We start from the raw sequence: 15,717 nt of genomic DNA on the forward strand, positions 1-15,717 counted from the left end.
CCCCCCGCATCAGCGCGTCCGGGTCGCCCCGCCGTCCATCCCCGAAGGAGCCCGACATGGCGCTGACCATGACCCTCAAGGAGGAGCTCGCCCGCGTCCCGGCGGCGACCACGCCCGAGCGGCGCGCGGAGGCGGCCACCATGCTGCGCTTCGCCGGCGGCCTGCACCTGGTCTCCGGGCGCGTGGTGATCGAGGCGGAGCTGGACCACGGGGCCAGCGCGCGCCGCCTGCGCGCGGCCATCACGGAGGTCTACGGCCACGCCACGGAGATCGTGGTGGTCTCCGGCGGCAACCTGCGCCGGGGACAGCGGTACGTGATCCGCGTGGTGGCCGGGGGAGAGGACCTCGCCCGCCAGACCGGTCTGCTGGACCAGCGCGGCCGCCCCGTCCGCGGGCTGCCGCCGGCTCTCGTGCAGGGCAGCGCGGCGGACAGGGCCGCGGTGTGGCGCGGGGCCCTGCTGGCCCACGGCTCGCTGACCGAGCCCGGGCGCTCCTCATCCCTCGAGGTGACCACGCCCGGTCCCGAGGCCGCCCTCGCCCTGGTGGGGGCCGCGCGCCGGCTGAACGTGGCGGCCAAGGCCCGCGAGGTGCGCCAGGCGGACCGGGTGGTGGTGCGCGACGGCGAGGCGATCGCCACCCTCCTCACGGCGGTGGGCGCCGTGCAGACCGCCGCCCTGTGGCAGGAGCGCCGGGAGCGCAAGGAGGTCCGGGCCACGGCCAACCGGCTCGCCAACTTCGACGACGCCAACCTGCGCCGCTCGGCCCAGGCGGCGGTGGCCGCGGGCGCCCGGGTGGAGCGCGCCCTGGAGATCCTCGGCGAGGACGTCCCGGACCACCTGCTCTACGCGGGCCGGCTGCGCCTGGAGCACAAGCAGGCCTCCCTCGACGAGCTGGGGCGGCTGGCCGACCCGCCGATGACCAAGGACGCGATCGCCGGGCGCATCCGCCGCCTGCTCTCCACCGCGGACCGCCGGGCCGCCGAGCTCGGCGTGCCCGGCACGGGCGACGCCGGACGCTGACCCCTCCCGGGGCGGGCGAGGACCTCCCGACCGACGCGCGGGCCGCCGTCCATGGCGTCCCACGGGCCCGGCCGTCCACAATGGGAGGAAGGAATACCCCGCAACGGCGCGGGGTTCCTGCCCACAGCACCGCCGGAGCGAGACACCGATGCCCGGCGGTGACGTCTGAAGGAGGAAGCATGACGGAATTCACTCTCCCCGAGCTGGACTACGACTACGCCGCCCTGGAGCCGCACATCTCCGCGCGCATCATGGAGCTGCACCACTCGAAGCACCACGCCACGTACGTGAAGGGCGCCAACACGGCCCTGGAGAAGCTGGCCGCGGCCCGTGACGCGGAGAACTTCGCCGCCGTCAACCAGCTCTCGAAGGACCTGGCCTTCAACCTGGGCGGCCACACCAACCACTCGATCTTCTGGAAGAACCTCTCGCCCGAGGGCGGCGACAAGCCGACCGGCGAGCTGGCCGCCGCGATCGACGAGTTCTTCGGCTCGTTCGACAAGTTCCAGGCCCACTTCACCGCCGCCGCCCTCGGCATCCAGGGCTCCGGCTGGGCCGTGCTGGCCTACGAGCCCATCGGCGGCAACCTGGTGATCGAGCAGTTCTACGACCAGCAGAACGGCGTGCCCGTCGCCACCATCCCGCTGTTCCAGCTGGACATGTGGGAGCACGCGTTCTACCTGGACTACCAGAACGTGAAGGCCGACTACGTCAAGGCCGTGTGGAACATCGTGAACTGGGCCGACGTCCAGAAGCGCTTCGAGGCGGCCCGCCAGGGCGCCCGCGGCCTCGTGCTGCCGGCCTGACCCGCAGCCCGACCCCCGCATCACCGCGGGTCGGTCGCCCGGGCGGGCGTCCGGCCCGCGGGTCGGCGCCCCGAGCGTCGACCGTGGCCTCGTCCGACGACGTGCGAGGGCATGCATCAGGACCGTCCATCCGCTCATGACAAGCGCCCCGCGACGGGCGCCAGGAAGCGAGGCATCATGACCAAGATCGCCATCAACGGCTTCGGCCGCATCGGCCGCAACATCCTCCGCGTGCTCGCGGACCGCCCGGACCAGGGCCTCGAGCTCGTGGCCGTGAACGACCTGGCGGACAAGGAGGACCTGTTCTGGCTCTCCAAGTACGACACCGTCCTCGGCCGCTACCCGGGCAAGCTCGAGATGACCGACAAGGGCTTCCGTGTGGACGGCCAGGACGTGGCCTTCTTCGCCGAGACCGACCCGGCGAACCTCCCGTGGGGCGAGCTCGGCGTGGACGTCGTGATCGACTGCACCGGCATCTTCACCTCCGGCCCGAAGGCCAAGGCTCACCTGGACGCCGGCGCCAAGAAGGTCGTCATCTCCGCCCCCGGCAAGGACGTGGACGGCACCTTCGTGATGGGCGTGAACGAGGACCAGTACGACGCGTCCTCCATGCACGTCGTCTCGAACGCCTCCTGCACCACCAACTGCCTGGCCCCGATGGTCAAGGTGCTCAACGACGAGTTCGGCATCGTCGACGGCATCATGACCACCATCCACGCGTACACCGGCGACCAGAACCTGCACGACAACGTGCACAAGAAGGACCGCCGCCGCGCCCGCGCCGCCGCGCAGAACATGGTGCCCACCTCCACCGGCGCCGCCAAGGCGATCGGCGAGGTCATCCCGGAGCTCAAGGGGAAGCTGGACGGCTTCGCCATGCGCGTGCCCACCATCACCGGCTCCGCCACCGACCTGACCGTCGAGCTGACCCGCCACGTGGAGGTCGAGGAGGTCAACGAGGCCTTCCGCAAGGCCGCCGAGTCCGGCCCGATGGCCGGGCGCCTCGTGTACTCCGAGGACCCGATCGTCTCCTCCGACATCGTCACCTCCCCGGCCGCGTGCACCTTCGACGCCCCGCTCACCAAGACCATCGGCCAGACCGTGAAGATCATCGGCTGGTACGACAACGAGTACGGCTACACCTGCCAGCTCCTGGACCTGACGAAGCACATCGGCGACCAGCTCTGACCCTGGCGCACCCCCGACGGCCCGGGCCGGTGGACCTCCACCGGCCCGGGCCGTCTGCCTAGACTGACCGCAGACCGTGACCGACTCCAGGAGGCACCCATGACCGCCCAGACCCTGAAGGACCTGCTCGAGGCCGGCGTCGCCGGACGCACCGTCCTGATCCGCTCCGACCTCAACGTCCCGCTGGACGGGCAGACCGTCACCGACGACGGCCGCATCCGGGCCTCGGCGCCCGCCATCGGGCAGCTGGCCGACGCCGGCGCCCGCGTGGTCGTCATGGCCCACCTCGGCCGCCCCAAGGGCCAGCCGGACCCGCAGTACTCGCTGGCCCCCGTGGCCGCCCGCCTCGGTGAGGTCCTCGGCAAGGATGTGCAGCTGGCCGCCGACGTGACCGGCGAGGATGCCCGCGCGAAGGCCGCCGCCCTCCAGGACGGCCAGGTGCTGCTGCTGGAGAACGTCCGGTTCGACGCCCGCGAGACCTCGAAGGACGAGGCCGAGCGCGCCGAGCTTGCCCGCGAGATGGCGGACCTGGCCGGCGAGGACGGCGCGTACGTGGGCGATGCCTTCGGCGCCGTGCACCGCGCGCACGCCTCCGTCGCGGACATCGCCGCGCTGCTGCCGGCCCACCAGGGCCCGCTGGTGGCCACCGAGCTCGAGGTCCTCACCCGCCTCACCGAGTCCCCGGAGCGCCCCTACGTGGTGGTCCTGGGCGGCTCCAAGGTCTCGGACAAGCTCGCCGTGATCGACAACCTCCTCGAGAAGGCGGACACGCTGCTGATCGGCGGCGGCATGCTCTTCACCTTCCTCAAGGCCCAGGGCCACGAGGTCGGCGCGTCCCTGCTCGAGGAGGACCAGCTGGACACCGTCCGCGGCTACCTCGAGCGCTCCGGGAAGGACGCCGCCGAGATCGTCCTGCCCACCGACATCGTGATGGCCTCGGCCTTCGCCAAGGACGCCGAGCACGAGGTGCTCCCCGTCGACGCGCTCACCACGGGCGCCCACGGCGCGGACGCGCTGGGCCTGGACATCGGCCCGGAGACGGCGAAGGACTTCGCCTCCCGCATCGCCGGCGCGAAGACCGTGTTCTGGAACGGCCCCATGGGCGTGTTCGAGTTCCCCGCGTTCGCCGAGGGCACCCGGACCGTCGCGCAGGCCCTCACCGAGGCCACCGCCGCGGGCGGCCTGTCCGTGGTGGGCGGAGGCGACTCGGCCGCGGCCGTGCGCTCCCTCGGCTTCGAGGACGGGCAGTTCGGCCACATCTCCACCGGCGGCGGCGCCTCCCTCGAGTACCTCGAGGGCAAGGAGCTGCCGGGCGTCACCGCCCTTACCGGTGAGGAGGCGTGAGCATGGCCACCCCCCGCACCCCGCTGATCGCGGGCAACTGGAAGATGAACCTGGACCACCGCGAGGCGGTCACGCTCATGCAGCGCCTGGCGTGGCTGCTGCAGGACGCGGACCACGAGCAGGAGGACGTGGAGGTGGCGGTGTTCCCGCCCTTCACCGACCTGCGTGCGGTGCAGACCCTCGTCACGGGGGACCGGATCGAGCTGGCGTACGGCGCCCAGGACCTCTCCCCGGAGGACTCCGGCGCGTACACCGGCGACGTCTCCGGCGCGTTCCTGTCCGCCCTCGGCTGCGCCTACGCGATCGTCGGGCACTCCGAGCGCCGCACCATCCACGGGGAGGACGACGCCCTGGTGGCGCGCAAGGCCGTCGCCGCCCTGCGCCACGGGTTGACCCCGGTGGTGTGCGTGGGCGAGGGGCTCGAGGTGCGCCAGGCCGGCCGCCACGTGGAGCACACGGTGGTCCAGCTGCGCGGCTCGCTCGAGGGCCTGTCCGCCGAGGACGTGGCCCGCGTCGTCGTGGCCTACGAGCCCGTGTGGGCGATCGGCACCGGCGAGGTGGCCAGCGCGGCCGACGCGCAGGAGATGTGCGCGGCGCTGCGCGAGGACCTCGCCGCCCGGCACGGCGAGGACGTCGCTGCGCGCACCCGCCTGCTCTACGGCGGCTCCGTGAAGTCGGACTCGGCGCCGGAGCTGCTCGCGCAGGAGGACGTGGACGGCGCCCTCGTGGGCGGCGCCAGCCTCGACGCGGACGAGTTTGCTAAGATCGTCCGGTTCGACGCGGCCCGCTGAGGCCCGCCGGTCGCCGGCACGGCGCCCGCAGGAACACACCCGACGAGGGAAGGCCCCATGGACATCCTGACCCTGCTGCTGCAGATCGCGGTCGTGCTGCTGAGCGTGCTGATCATCCTGCTCGTGCTGCTGCACAAGGGCCGCGGCGGCGGCGTCTCGGACATGTTCGGCGGCGGCGTGACCACGTCCATGAGCTCCTCCGGCTCGGCGCAGCGCCTGCTGACCCGCGTGACGGTGACCTCCACGGTCCTGTGGGGCGCGGCCATCGTGGCCTTGGGCCTGCTGGCCCGCTTCAACGTCGACTCCTGAGCCTCCCGCCCGTCCCCGGGCGGACGACGACGGCCCCGCACCTGATCGGTGCGGGGCCGTCGTCGTCGGGGGCCGGAGCCCGCAGTGAGGGGAGCCTGCGGTCAGCGGTCGCTGGCGTCCACGGCCGCGAGGTCGGTGCGGGCCAGCCCGAGGCGCAGCACCTCGCCGTAGGCCTCGTCCGGGTCCAGGCGCCGCAGCTCCTCCGCCAGACAGTCCTGGTCCGTGCGGCGCGGCAGGGAGATGCGCTGCACCGGCCGGCCCTGCTGGTAGAGCCGGGCCACCTGGGACTGGGACCGGGAGAGGACGACGTCGCCGTCCGGCCCGCGAAGGCGCACCGCGCGGATGCCGTGGCCGGCCTTGGAGTGGGCGATCGTCACGGGCCGCCTAAGGCGCAGGGTGAGCCAGGCCGCCAGCAGCATGGTGCTGGGGGAGTCCGGGGCGCCGTCCACCGTGACCGTGCGCACCTGGGACATGGGCAGGTGGTCGAGGATGCCCGCCAGCTGGATGCGCCACAGTGTCAGGCGCGTCCAGGCCAGGTCGGTGTCCCCGTCCCGGTGCCCGGCAGCCAGCGAGCGCAGCGCGGCCGCCGCGTCCGGGCACGTGGCCGAGTCGGTGATGCGGCGGTGCGCCAGCCGGCCGAGCGGGGTGTCCGCGGGGACCTCCGGCGGCGTCCCCGGCCACCACGCCACGATGGGCGCGTCCGGCAGGAGCAGGGCCGCCACGAGCGGCTCGTCCGCGTGCGCGTTCGCACCCTGGCACCACAGGATGACGACGTCAGACGCCCCGGCGTCCCCGCCCACGCGGATCTCCGCATCGAGGCGGGTGGGGGCGTCCGGGTCCCCGAGGGCGAGGACGACGATGCGGCACGGGTGCTCGAGCGAGGCCGCGTTGGCGGCCTCGAGGGCGGACTCGATGCCGGCGTCGTCGGTGCTGATCACGAGGGAGAGCACCCGGCCCAGGGCGGCAACGCCGCCGGCCTCGCGGAGCGAGGTCAGGCGCTTGGCGACCTTCGAGGTGGTGGTGTCGTGCATGCGGATCTTCACGGTCGCCTCCAGGTCCGGCCGTCGCGGGCCATCAGGGCGTCGGCGGAGGCCGGGCCCCACGAGCCCGGCGCGTACGGCTCGGGCTGCTCGGTCAGGCGCGCCCAGTGCTCCTCGAACGGGTCGACGATGCGCCAGGACAGCTCCACCTCGGCCTGGCGCGGGAACAGCGGGGGCTCGCCGAGCAGCACGTCCAGGATGAGGCGCTCGTACGCCTCGGGGGAGTCCTCGGTGAACGCGTGGCCGTAGCCGAAGTCCATGGTGACGTCCCGGACCTCCTGCTGGGTGCCGGGCACCTTGGAGGCGAAGCGGATGGTCACGCCCTCGTCCGGCTGGACGCGGATCACGATCACGTTCTCCCCGAACCCGTCCCCGGGGTGCACGGGGAAGAGCAGGTGCGGCGGGTCCTTGAACACCACGGCGATCTCGGTGACGCGCCGGCCCAGGCGCTTGCCGGCGCGCAGGTAGAAGGGCACGCCCTGCCAGCGCCGGGTCTGGATGCCCACCTTGAGGGCGGCGAAGGTCTCCGTGGTGGACTCCGGGTTGAAGCCCTCCTCGTCGAGGAAGCCGGTGACCTCCTCGCCGCCCTGCCAGCCGCCGGTGTACTGGCCGCGGGCGGAGGCGGCCTCGAGGCCCTCCGGGGTGTCCGGCACCCGCACGGCCTCGAGGACCTTCTCCTTCTCCGCGCGCAGGTGCGCCGCGTCGAAGGACAGCGGCTCCTCCATGGCGGTCAGGGCCAGCAGCTGCAGCAGGTGGTTCTGGATCACGTCCCGGGCGGCGCCGACGCCGTCGTAGTAGCCGGCGCGGCCGCCGATGCCGATGTCCTCGGCCATCGTGATCTGCACGTGGTCCACGTGCTCGGCGCTCCACAGCGGCTCGAAGATCCGGTTGGCGAACCGGAACGCGAGGATGTTCTGCACCGTCTCCTTGCCGAGGTAGTGGTCGATCCGGAACACGGCGTCCGAGGGGAACACCCGCTCGATCACGGCGTTGAGCTCGCGCGCGCTGGCCAGGTCGTGGCCGAACGGCTTCTCGATCACCACGCGGCGCCACGGACCGTCCGCGGGCTGGTCCCGGGCGGCCAGGCCCTGGTCCGCGAGGTGCCGGGAGACGTCCTCGAACCAGTCCGGGGGGATGGACAGGTAGAACGCGGTGTTCCCGGCGGTGCCGCGCGAGCTCTCCAGCTCGGCGAGCACCTCGCCCAGGCGCTCGTACGCGGGGGCGTCGTCGAACGCGCCGGAGACGAACCGCAGGCCGCCGCGGAACTGCTCCCACACCGTCTCGTCGAACGGGGTGCGCGAGCCGGTCTCCACCGCCGCGCGCACGTAGTCGGCGAACTCGGCGTCGGACCAGTCGCGGCGGCCGAAGCCCACCAGGGAGAACGACGGCGGCAGCAGGCCCCGGTGGGCCAGGTCGTACATCGCCGGGAGCAGCTTCTTGCGCGCCAGGTCGCCGGTGACGCCGAACAGCACGAGGGTCGAGGGGCCCGCGATGCGCGTCAGACGCCGGTCACGCGGGTCCCGCAGCGGGTTACGCCCCGCGGCGCCGGGCTCAGGCGCCATGGGCGGTGACGCCTCGGGCCGCGGTGCGCAGCGCGGCCACGCCGGCGGAGCGGTCCCGCAGGCGCAGGGTGGTGACGGGGCGGCCGAGGCGGCGGAGGACCCCGGCGTCGCCGGCCGCCTGGGCGGCGATCAGCCGGCCCAGGGTGAAGGGCCGCCCCGGCACCTCGACGTCGGTGCCCGCCTCGCCCGTGACCTGCAGGAAGACGCCCGTGCGGGGTCCACCCTTGTGGTACTGGCCAGTGGAGTGCAGGAACCGCGGCGCCCAGCCGAACGTCACGGGGCGGCGGAGGGAGCGGGCCAGGTCGGCGCGGACCTCGGCGAGGTCCGCGTCGGCGTGGCGGTCCAGGTAGGCGTGCACGGCGAGGTAGCCGTCCTCCGGCACCTGGGCGCCGACGGCCGCGAGCACGGCGGCGAGGTCGTCGGCGGCGGCGACCGCGTCGTCGCCGGACACCTCGACCCCCTGGACCACGGCGCCGGCCTCGGCGGCCGGGGCGGGGGAGTCAAGCAGCTCGCGGGCCGCGGCCTTGGCGGCCTCCACGTCCGGCTGGTCGAAGGGGTTGATGCCCAGCAGGCGCCCGGCCACGGCCGTGGCGACCTCCCAGGTGAGCATGAGCGCCCCGAGCGAGCCGTGCAGCTGCACGGCGTGGGCCGGCGGGACGGACTCGTCGGCCTCGGACACCAGGCGCACCTGGAGCAGGTCGGGGGCGTCCCATCCGGTCTCCGGGTCCCCGGCGCGGACGACGACGGGCAGCAGGCCCGTGCGCTCCTTGCCGGTGGACTCGGCGATCAGCTGCTCCACCCAGTCCCCGAAGCCCTCGATCCCCGAGCCCAGGTCCTGCACGACGAGCTTGTCCCGGAGCGGGGAGGTGCCGCCAATGGCCGCGCCGAGGCGCAGGCCGGGGTTGTCCTCCTCGTCCGCGGTCAGCAGGTCCAGGACCTCCTCGGCCTCGTCCAGGAGCGCGAGGACGTCCACACCCGCGAGCGCCGCCGGGACGAGCCCGAAGGCGGTGAGGGCGGAGTAGCGGCCCCCCACGGTGGGGTCCGCGGTGAAGACGGCCCGGTAGCCGGCCTTGATGGACGCGTCCTGCAGGGGGGAGCCGGGGTCCGTGACCACCACGATCCGCGAGGCGGCGTCGATGCCCGCGGCGGTGAACGCGGCCTCCACGACGCGGCGCTGGGAGTCGGTCTCCACCGTGGAGCCGGACTTGGAGGACACCACGAGGACGGTGCGCTCGAGGTCCCGGCCGAGGACGGCGGCGACCTGCTCCGGGTCGGTGGAGTCGAGCACCTCGAGCGGACGGCCGGCCGTCGCGGCGATCACCTCGGGGGCCAGGGAGGACCCGCCCATGCCGGCCAGCACCACGCGGGTCAGCCCCTCCTCGTGCAGGTCGGCGGCGAGGTCGGCGACGTCCTCGGCCACGGCGCGGGAGTCGTCGAACAGGTCGATCCATCCGAGGCGCCGCGCGGCCTCCTCCCGTGCGGCCTCGCCCCACAGGTCGGCGTCCTGGTCGGCGAGGCGGGAGGCGAACCGCTCCGCCACGAGGTCGGGGACGTGGCGGTCGATCGCCTCGAGGGCGGATCCGGTGGCGGTGAGGCCGAGGGTGCTCATCTGGTGTCCTTTCAGCGGCGTGCGGCGGGGTGTCAGGCGTGGGCGTCGAGGCCGGCGCGCACAGAGGCCAGCAGCTCGTCCCACGCGTCCTCGAACTTCTGCAGGCCCTCGGCCTCGAGGCGCTCCACGAGCTCGGGGTAGGAGACCCCCAGCTCGCCGATCGCGTCGAGGTCGGCGTCGGCCTGGGCGTAGGCCCCGGTGACGGTGTCCCCGGCGACCTCGCCGTGGTCCGCGAACGCCTCCAGGGTCTTCTCCGGCATCGTGTTCACGGTGTGCGGGGCCACGAGGCCGGTCACGTAGAGCGTGTCCGGCAGGTCGGGGTCCTTGACGCCGGTCGAGGCCCACAGCGGCCGCTGCACGTGCGCGCCGGCGGCCTCGAGCAGACGCCAGCGCTCCGAGTCCAGGGCCTGCTCGAAGGCGCGGTAGGCCAGACGGGCGTTGGCCAGCCCGGTGCGGCCGGTGAGCTCGGCCGCCTCGGGGCGGCCGTCCGCGGCCATCGTGCGCAGCTGCGCGTCCACGTCCGTGTCCACGCGGGACACGAAGAAGGAGGCCACGGAGTGGATGCGGGAGACGTCGTGGCCGTTCGCGCGGGCCTGCTCCAGCCCGGCCAGCCAGGCGTTGAGCACCTCGCGGTAGCGGGGCAGGGAGAAGATCAGCGTCACGTTGACGTTCAGCCCGGAGCCCAGCACCTCGGTGATGGCCGGCAGCCCCTCCACGGTGGCGGGGATCTTCACCATGAGGTTGGGGCGGTCCACGGCCTCGGCGAGCTCGTGCGCCTGGGCCACGGTGCCGGCCGTGTCCCGGGCCAGCCGCGGGTCCACCTCGATCGAGACGTAGCCGTCCCGGCCGTCCGTGGACGCGTGCACGGGGGCGAGCAGGTCGCACGCCCGGCGCACGTCGGCGGCGGTCAGCGCGGTGACGGCGGCGTCCACGTCCGCCCCCTCCGCGGCGAGCTCGCGCAGCTGGTCCTCGTAGGCGTCCGCGTGCTTCAGCGCCGCGGCGAAGATCGAGGGGTTGGTGGTCACGCCCGTCACCGTCCGGGTGGTGAGCAGCCGCTCGAGGCTGCCCTCGTCCAGGCGGGTCCGGGACAGGTCGTCCAGCCAGATCGAGACGCCGGCCTCCGCGAGGGCGGTGGTGGCGGGGCTCTGGACGGCCTCCTCGGCGGTGCGCTGCAGGTCGGTCATGGGGTGGTTCCTCTCCTGGGCGGGCGGACGGGGGTCAGAGCAGCCCGCGGGCGACGTCGGCGACGTGCTCCGGGGTGAAGCCGTACTTGCGCAGCAGGTGCGGTCCGTCGGCGGACTCGCCGTAGTGCTCGATGCCCACCCGGGCGCCGCGGGAGCGCTCGGTGACGGTCAGCTCGAACCACGGCGTCGCGATGCCGGCCTCCACCGACACGCGCACGGGGGCGTCGGGGCCGTCGGGCAGCACCGAGGCGCGGTAGGCCTCGTCCTGCTCCGCGAACCACTCGAGGCACGGGGCGGACACCACGCGGGTGGGCACGCCCTCGGCCTGCAGCCGCTCCCGGGCGCCCACGGCCACGGCGACCTCGGATCCGGTGGCGATCAGGAGCACCTGCGCGGCCGCGGGGGCGCCGTCGGCGTCCGTGGCGTCCACCAGCACGTAGGCGCCGCGGGCCACCTCGGACGCCGGTGCGAAGCCGTCGGTGCCCCGCGGCAGGGTCGGCACGCCCTGGCGGGTCAGCACGAGCCCGGCGGGCCGGTCGCGGCGCTCCAGGACCGTCCGCCACGCCCACGCGGTCTCGTTCGCGTCGGCGGGGCGGACGACGTCGAGGCCCGGGATGGCGCGCAGCGCCGCCAGGTGCTCGATCGGCTGGTGGGTGGGCCCGTCCTCGCCCAGGCCCACGGAGTCGTGGGTCCACACGTAGACGCTCGGGGTGCCCATCAGGGCGGCCAGGCGCACGGCCCCGCGCATGTAGTCCGAGAACGTCAGGAACGTGCCCATGTAGGCGCGGGTCAGGCCGCCCAGCGTGATGCCGTTGACGATCGCGCCGGCGGCGAACTCGCGGATGCCGAAGTGCAGGGTGCGGCCGTACGGGTCGCCCTGCCACGTGGACGTGGAGCGGTGCGCCGGGATGAAGGAGGGCTCGCCCTCCATGGTGGTGTTGTTGGACCCGGCCAGGTCGGCGGAGCCGCCCCACAGCTCGGGCATCACCGGGGCCAGGGCCGTCAGCACCTTGCCGGAGGCGGCGCGGGTGGCCAGGCCCTTCTCGTCGGCCTCCCAGGACGGGAAGGCGTCCTCGAAGCCCTCCGGGAGCTCCTGGGCGCGCAGCCGGTCGAACAGGCGGGAACGCTCCGGGTTCGCCTCGCGCCAGGCCGCCAGGGCGCGCTCCCACTCGGCGCGGTAGGCGGCCGAGCGCTCGACCACCTCACGGGCGTGGGCCAGCAGGGCCTCGTCGACGTCGAAGTGGCGCTCCACGTCGAACCCGAGGTGCCGCTTCAGCTCGCGCACGGAGTCCTCGCCGAGCTTGGCGCCGTGCACGCCGCCGGTGTTCTGCTTGTCCGAGGGCCAGCCGATCACGGTGCGCAGCTTGATCAGCGACGGCCGGCCGGTCTCGGCCTTGGCGGCGACGATCGCCTCGTACAGCTTCTCCACGTCCTCGGTGTACTCCGTGACGTCGTGGCCCTGGGCGCCGTTGCTCCAGTCCACCTCCTGGACGTGCCAGCCGTAGGACTCGTAGCGCTGCGCGACGTCCTCGGTGAAGGAGATGTCCGTGTCGTCCTCGATGGAGATGCGGTTCGCGTCGTACACCACCACGAGGTTCCCCAGCTCCTGGTGGCCCGCCAGCGAGCAGGCCTCGCCGGACACGCCCTCCTGCACGTCGCCGTCGGAGGCGATCACGAACACGTGGTGGTCGAAGGGCGAGGTGCCCGGGGCGGCGTCGGGGTCCAGCAGGCCGCGGACGCGTCGCTGGTCGTAGGCGAAGCCCACCGCGGAGGACAGCCCCTGGCCCAGGGGGCCGGTGGTCATCTCCACGTGGGCGGTGTGGCCGTGCTCGGGGTGCCCGGGCGTCTTCGAGCCCTCGGTGCGCAGGGCGGCGATGTCCTCGACCTCCAGGCCCGCCCCCGCCGCGAACAGCTGCAGGTAGAGGGTGAGGGAGGAGTGGCCCGCCGAGAGGATGAAGCGGTCGCGGCCGGCCCACGCGTCGTCCGCGGGGTCCAGGTGCATGACGTTCTGGAAGAGCTGCCAGGCGACCGGGGCCAGCGAGATCGCGGTGCCGGGGTGGCCGTGGCCGGCCTTCTCGACGGCGTCCGCGGCCAGCACCTTGAGCGTGTCCACCATGCGTCGGTCCTGCTGGTCGTACACGAACCCGCGGGCGGGGCGGGTCCGGTCGAGCGGGGTGGGGGAGGTCTCGGTCATGTGCGGCTCCTCGGTGATGGTGCTCGGACGTACGGCGGCGACGCCGGACCCTGCGGCGGTCGGCGGCGTGCCCTCGCGGCCAGCCTAGTGGGCTCGGCCGGACGTCGCCCGACGTGGCCGTCGTCTCCCCCGCGAACAGGGATGCGGACGGGTAGGATGGCCGGAAGGCCACTCGACTCCCGCGCCCGGCCTCCGGGTCCCGGCGGGACGCTCGCGGGGCCGTCCCCGTCCCCTTCACCGTGAGAAGCCGATGTCATCCTCCGTGGAGTCCACCTCCTCAGCCCCCGCCGTCCACCCGGACACCGACGCCGCCGCGTCGCGTCCGCCCATGACGGCGGGCCGCAAGATCCGCGCGTACGTCGAGCTGACGAAGCCCCGCGTGATCGAGCTGCTGCTGGTCACCACGCTCCCCACCATGATCTTCGCGCAGCGCGGCTTCCCGGACGTCGTCACCATGCTCGCCACCCTCGTGGGCGGTGCGCTGGCCGCGGGCGCCTCGGGGGCGTTCAACTGCTACATCGACCGGGACATCGACCGGCTGATGAAGCGGACCGAGCGCCGCCCGCTGGTGACCGGCGAGGTCACCCCCCGCGAGGCGCTCGTCTTCTCCTGGACCATCGCGGTGCTGTCCGTGCTCATCCTGGGCTTCGGCGCCAACTGGCTGGCCGCGGCCCTGGGCGTGGCGGCCATCTTCTTCTACGTGGTGGTCTACTCGCTGATCCTCAAGCGCCGCACCGAGCAGAACATCGTGTGGGGCGGGATCGCCGGCTGCTTCCCCGTGGTGATCGGCTGGGCGGCGGTGCGCGGCACCGTGGAGTGGCCTGCGATCGTGCTGTTCACCGTGATCTTCCTCTGGACCCCGCCGCACTACTGGCCGCTGTCCATGAAGTACAAGCAGGACTACCGGGAGGCCGACGTCCCGATGCTGGGGGCCGTGGCCTCCGCGCGCCTGGTCTCCAACCAGGTCGTGCTCTACGCGTGGGCCACCGTGGTCTGCTCGCTGCTCCTGGTCCCCATGGGCTGGGCCGGCATCGTCTACACCGCCGTGGCGCTGGGCGTGGGCGGGTGGTTCGTGTGGGAGTCGCACGTTCTCCAGCGCGAGGCGCAGCGGGACGACTTCGAGGACCGCAAGGCCATGAAGGTGTTCCACCTCTCCATCACGTACCTCACGCTGCTGTTCATCGCCCTGGCGGTGGACCCGTTCGTGGGCGAGCCCCTCATGCAGGTGGCCGGCGGCCGCTGACCCGCCTCACCTCGGCCCCACGGCCCCGCACCGGAGACGGTGCGGGGCCGTCGTCGTCCTGGGGCCTGGCCGGACGACCGCGCCACGGTGGCGACCAGCCGCTCCGGGACCCCGGGGCGAGCAGGGGCGACGGGCGTCAGGCCGCCGCGGGCACCGTGTACCGGCTCACCTGGCGCTGCCAGGCGACGGTCGCCGTCGCGATGACCAGGACGGAGCCGATGAGATGGAGCATGACCACGCCCACGGGCAGGCCGGTGAAGTGCTGCCAGTAGCCCACGAGCGCCTGGCCCACCACGACGGCGAGCAGGGCGCGGGCCGCACCGCGCTGACCCGCGGAGGCGCCCGCCAGGCGCCCGGTGAGGACGACCAGGACCACGGACGCCCCGAGCAGGGCGTAGGCGGGCAGGGCGTGCAGGCGGGTGATGAGGACGGCGTCGAAGGCGTGGCGTGCGGCGTCCGGGTCGCCTGAGTGGGGGCCGGTCCCCGTCACCATGGTGCCGACGACGACGACGGCGGCCGTCGTCAGCAGCACCGCCCAGGCCGTGCCCCGGGTACGGTCCGTGGTGGCCCCGTCCGCGATGCGGCCGCCGACGCCGTGGCGCCGCTCGGCGCGCACGCGTAGCAGGAGCATGGCGGCCAGACCGATCATGACGGCGGAGGCGATGAAGTGGGCGGCCACGATCCACGGGTTCAGCTCGGTCAGCACCGTGATCCCGCCCAGCACGGCCTGGAAGGCGACCCCGGCCAGGAGCCCGGCCGAGAGCCCGACGACCTGCCCGTGGGTCCGGTGCATCCGCACCACCGAGAGCAGCATCAGGAGCGCGACGACGCCGAGCACGCCGGTGAGGGTCCGGTTGCCGAACTCGATGAGACCGTGCAGTCCCATCTCCGGCGTCGCGGTCAGGGACTCGGGCGTGCACTTCGGCCAGGTGGGGCAGCCTAGGCCGGAGCCGGAGACGCGGACCACGCCGCCCGTGACGACGATGCCCATGTTGGTGAGCAGGCTCAGCCACGCGAGCACGTGGGCGAAGGGCCCGATGCGGTCCGGCAGCAGCGAGTCGCGGGAGGGGGCGGTGCCGGCGGAGGCGGCTCCGGCGGTGGAGAGGGTGGACACGGTGTCCTTCCGATCGTTCGAGGCGGGGTGGTCAGGGGTCAGGGCCGCCAGCGGAACCAGCGCAGGGCGGCGGCCGTGGCCGCCGCGGTCCAGAGGGCGAGCACCAGCAGGGCTCCGGGGGCCCAGGCGCCCTCCACGAGGGCCGCGCGCAGGGCGGCGCCCAGGGCGCCGGAGGGGGTCAGCTCGAGCCAGGCCCAGTGCGGCGGGAAGACGGTGCCGCCCACGGCGCCGATCAGCACCCACACCAGGTTGGCGACGGCGAGGGTCGCCTCCGGGCGGGCGGTGCCGGCCAGCAGCAGGCCCAGGGCGGTGAA

The 15,717-nt window shown here is 73.9% G+C and carries 13 protein-coding genes and 1 pseudogene; 7 read left to right on the forward strand and 7 right to left on the reverse strand.

The features are described from left to right. Positions 1-56: 56 nt before the first annotated feature. From whiA to secG, 6 genes are all read left to right on the forward strand, one after another. On the forward strand, positions 57-1,019 hold the full coding sequence (whiA, locus tag Q4D18_RS04640) for a DNA-binding protein WhiA (RefSeq protein ID WP_303126215.1): 963 nt from the start codon (positions 57-59) through the stop codon (positions 1,017-1,019). A 179-nt stretch (positions 1,020-1,198) separates the two neighbouring features. Further along, the gene (locus Q4D18_RS04645) at positions 1,199-1,825 is read left to right on the forward strand and encodes a superoxide dismutase (protein ID WP_303126216.1); all 627 of its coding nucleotides are present in this window, start codon (positions 1,199-1,201) and stop codon (positions 1,823-1,825) included. Positions 1,826-2,002: 177 nt separating this feature from the next. Continuing rightward, positions 2,003-3,013: a type I glyceraldehyde-3-phosphate dehydrogenase gene (gap, locus tag Q4D18_RS04650; protein WP_303126217.1), complete on the forward strand. Its 1,011-nt coding sequence runs from the start codon at positions 2,003-2,005 to the stop codon at positions 3,011-3,013. 99 nt (positions 3,014-3,112) lie between these two features. Continuing rightward, a complete protein-coding gene (gene pgk / locus Q4D18_RS04655; protein WP_303126218.1) occupies positions 3,113-4,357 on the forward strand; it encodes a phosphoglycerate kinase in 1,245 nt (414 codons plus the stop codon). A 2-nt stretch (positions 4,358-4,359) separates the two neighbouring features. Beyond that, a complete protein-coding gene (gene tpiA, locus Q4D18_RS04660; protein ID WP_303126219.1) occupies positions 4,360-5,148 on the forward strand; it encodes a triose-phosphate isomerase in 789 nt (262 codons plus the stop codon). 57 nt (positions 5,149-5,205) lie between these two features. After that, on the forward strand, positions 5,206-5,457 hold the full coding sequence (gene secG, locus Q4D18_RS04665; RefSeq protein ID WP_303126220.1) for a preprotein translocase subunit SecG: 252 nt from the start codon (positions 5,206-5,208) through the stop codon (positions 5,455-5,457). Positions 5,458-5,558: 101 nt separating this feature from the next. Here secG and Q4D18_RS04670 read toward each other — a convergent pair whose 3' ends face one another. The 5 genes from Q4D18_RS04670 to tkt are packed head-to-tail and all read right to left on the reverse strand — an operon-like array spanning position 5,559 to position 13,046. Beyond that, positions 5,559-6,500, reverse strand: a complete 942-nt coding sequence (locus Q4D18_RS04670; RefSeq protein WP_303126221.1) for a glucose-6-phosphate dehydrogenase assembly protein OpcA — start codon at positions 6,498-6,500, stop codon at positions 5,559-5,561. Continuing rightward, positions 6,497-8,059, reverse strand: coding sequence for a glucose-6-phosphate dehydrogenase (gene zwf / locus Q4D18_RS04675; RefSeq protein WP_303126222.1), 1,563 nt, complete (start codon positions 8,057-8,059; stop codon positions 6,497-6,499). The genes Q4D18_RS04670 and zwf overlap by 4 nt, the downstream gene beginning before the upstream one ends. Further along, on the reverse strand, positions 8,049-9,668 hold the full coding sequence (locus tag Q4D18_RS04680) for a glucose-6-phosphate isomerase (protein WP_303126223.1): 1,620 nt from the start codon (positions 9,666-9,668) through the stop codon (positions 8,049-8,051). Before Q4D18_RS04680 ends, zwf begins: the two co-directional genes overlap by 11 nt. A 32-nt stretch (positions 9,669-9,700) precedes the next feature. Next, positions 9,701-10,852, reverse strand: a complete 1,152-nt coding sequence (gene tal, locus Q4D18_RS04685) for a transaldolase (protein ID WP_303126224.1) — start codon at positions 10,850-10,852, stop codon at positions 9,701-9,703. A 34-nt stretch (positions 10,853-10,886) separates the two neighbouring features. Then, complete coding sequence (gene tkt, locus Q4D18_RS04690; RefSeq protein ID WP_303126225.1) at positions 10,887-13,046, reverse strand: transketolase; 2,160 nt, start codon at positions 13,044-13,046, stop codon at positions 10,887-10,889. Between the two features lie 250 nt (positions 13,047-13,296). Between tkt and Q4D18_RS04695 the strand changes: the two genes are divergently transcribed. Further along, positions 13,297-14,289, forward strand: a complete 993-nt coding sequence (locus tag Q4D18_RS04695; RefSeq protein WP_303126226.1) for a heme o synthase — start codon at positions 13,297-13,299, stop codon at positions 14,287-14,289. Between the two features lie 136 nt (positions 14,290-14,425). Here Q4D18_RS04695 and Q4D18_RS04700 read toward each other — a convergent pair whose 3' ends face one another. Then, positions 14,426-15,403 carry a heme A synthase gene (locus Q4D18_RS04700; RefSeq protein ID WP_303126228.1) on the reverse strand — a complete coding sequence of 326 codons (978 nt, stop codon included), beginning with the start codon at positions 15,401-15,403 and terminating at the stop codon, positions 14,426-14,428. A 38-nt stretch (positions 15,404-15,441) separates the two neighbouring features. Beyond that, positions 15,442-15,717 (reverse strand): annotated as a pseudogene (locus tag Q4D18_RS04705) (ABC transporter permease); the annotation flags it as partial.

The sequence above is a fragment of the Micrococcus sp. genome, from assembly GCF_030523875.1.
Classification (GTDB): Bacteria; Actinomycetota; Actinomycetes; order Actinomycetales; family Micrococcaceae; genus Micrococcus.

What these genes read in the sequence shown, in the direction of transcription:
- gap (WP_303126217.1), top strand. Translation starts at nt 2,003, where the DNA reads ATGACCAAGATCGCCATCAACGGCTTCGGCCGCATCGGCCGCAACATC.
- Q4D18_RS04645 (WP_303126216.1), top strand. Translation starts at nt 1,199, where the DNA reads ATGACGGAATTCACTCTCCCCGAGCTGGACTACGACTACGCCGCCCTG.
- Q4D18_RS04695 (WP_303126226.1), top strand. Translation starts at nt 13,297, where the DNA reads ATGTCATCCTCCGTGGAGTCCACCTCCTCAGCCCCCGCCGTCCACCCG.
- tal (WP_303126224.1), bottom strand. Translation starts at nt 10,852, where the DNA reads ATGACCGACCTGCAGCGCACCGCCGAGGAGGCCGTCCAGAGCCCCGCC.
- Q4D18_RS04680 (WP_303126223.1), bottom strand. Translation starts at nt 9,668, where the DNA reads ATGAGCACCCTCGGCCTCACCGCCACCGGATCCGCCCTCGAGGCGATC.
- tpiA (WP_303126219.1), top strand. Translation starts at nt 4,360, where the DNA reads ATGGCCACCCCCCGCACCCCGCTGATCGCGGGCAACTGGAAGATGAAC.
- zwf (WP_303126222.1), bottom strand. Translation starts at nt 8,059, where the DNA reads ATGGCGCCTGAGCCCGGCGCCGCGGGGCGTAACCCGCTGCGGGACCCG.
- secG (WP_303126220.1), top strand. Translation starts at nt 5,206, where the DNA reads ATGGACATCCTGACCCTGCTGCTGCAGATCGCGGTCGTGCTGCTGAGC.
- pgk (WP_303126218.1), top strand. Translation starts at nt 3,113, where the DNA reads ATGACCGCCCAGACCCTGAAGGACCTGCTCGAGGCCGGCGTCGCCGGA.
- tkt (WP_303126225.1), bottom strand. Translation starts at nt 13,046, where the DNA reads ATGACCGAGACCTCCCCCACCCCGCTCGACCGGACCCGCCCCGCCCGC.
- whiA (WP_303126215.1), top strand. Translation starts at nt 57, where the DNA reads ATGGCGCTGACCATGACCCTCAAGGAGGAGCTCGCCCGCGTCCCGGCG.